The following is a 1,480-nucleotide window of genomic DNA, read 5'->3' as shown; positions in this document are numbered from 1 at the left end:
CGGCCCGGCCTTCGTGCCGCCGCACCCGCCACGCCCGGCCCGCCTGCCGCCGCTGCCCGATTTCCTGCGCGCGCTGCGCCGCTCCTTCCTCGACATCTGGCCGCAGCCGAGCTTCGAGCGCGCCTTCATCCATCGCCGCGTGCTGATGCGCGACATCTACATCTGCAACAGCCCGGAGACGGTGCAGCAGGCCTTCGTCGACCAGCCCGCCGCCTTCGAGCGAAAATCGCCGCAGATGCGCCACGCGCTGCGGCCGCTGCTGGGGGATGGGCTGTTCATCAGCGACGGCCCGCTGTGGAAGGAGCGGCGGCGGGTGGTGGCGCCGGTCACCCATGTCTCGCGCCTGGCGGCGCTGACGCCGCCGATCACCGAGGCGGCGGCCGAGCGCGCCAGCGCCTGGACCGCCCGCCCGGCCGGGCAGCCGATCGACATGCTGGCCGAGATGGGCCACCTGACCGCCGAGATCATCTGCCGCACCATCTTCGGCCGGCAGCTGGGCGGCAGTGCCGCCGCCACGGTGGTCGGCGCCTTTGCCGAATACCAGCGTGTGGTCGGGCAGACCGACCTGATCTCGCTGCTCGGCCTGCCGGACTGGGTGCCGCGCTGGCAGCCGCTGCGGGCGCGCCGGGCGGGGCAGCGCATCCAGCGCGTGCTGGACCGGCTGATCGACGACATCCTGGACGGCCCGGCGGATGGCGAGGCCAGCCTGATCCGGGCCATGGCCGAGGGCGTCAACCCGCGCACCGGCAAGCGCATGGACAAGGCCGCCTTCCGCAACGAGGCGGCGGTGCTGTTCATGGCCGGGCACGAGACCACGGCCAACACCCTGGCCTGGGCCTGGTACCTGCTCAGCCAGTCGCCCGCCGTGCTGGCGCGGCTGCAGGCGGAGGCCGATGCGCTGGACGGCCCCGCCCGCTTCGCCGACATGGCGCGGCTGCCCTATACCCGGGCGGTGGTGGAGGAGACGCTGCGCCTCTACCCGCCGGTGCCGCTGCTGGCGCGGGAGGCGGTGACGGAGGGCGAGATCGGCGGCCGCCATGTCCGCAAGGGCTCGCTGGTGCTGGCGGTGCCCTGGCTGCTGCACCGGCACAAGCGGCTCTGGCAGGCGCCGGACGCCTTCTGGCCGGAGCGTTTCCTGCCGGGCGGCGAGGCGGCGAGCAAGCCGCGCTACACCTGGATTCCCTTCGCCATCGGCCCGCGCGTCTGCACCGGCGCCGCCTTCGGGCTGACCGAGGCGGTGCTCTGCCTGGCGACGCTGGCGCGCGCCGTCACCCCGCGCCTGGCGCCGGGGGCGGTGGTCTATCCGGTCTGCCGGCTGACGCTGCGGCCGGGCGACAGCCTGCCCATGCTGCTGGAGAAGCGACATGGCTGAGGCCCGCCCGCTGGGGCAGCGGCTGCGGCGCTGGCTGGACGGTGCGCGCGACCTCGCCCTGCACGAGGCGATGCGGCACCTGCCGACGCCGATGGTCTCCGACATCGG

General features: G+C 74.6%; 1 protein-coding gene. It reads left to right on the top strand.

Annotation, left to right across the window (positions count from 1 at the left end; all coding sequences use genetic code 11):
• Positions 1-1,372: cytochrome P450 (locus HMPREF0731_RS21235; RefSeq protein ID WP_007006300.1), on the top strand; the 1,372-nt coding region annotated here is incomplete at its 5' end.
• Positions 1,373-1,480 lie beyond the last annotated feature (108 nt).

Origin of the sequence: Pseudoroseomonas cervicalis ATCC 49957, assembly GCF_000164635.1 — a bacterium.
In the GTDB taxonomy this organism is placed as follows: Bacteria; Pseudomonadota; Alphaproteobacteria; order Acetobacterales; family Acetobacteraceae; genus Pseudoroseomonas; species Pseudoroseomonas cervicalis.
Note: the sequence above shows the minus strand (reverse complement) of the source record. Positions and strands in the feature narration are given on the sequence as shown.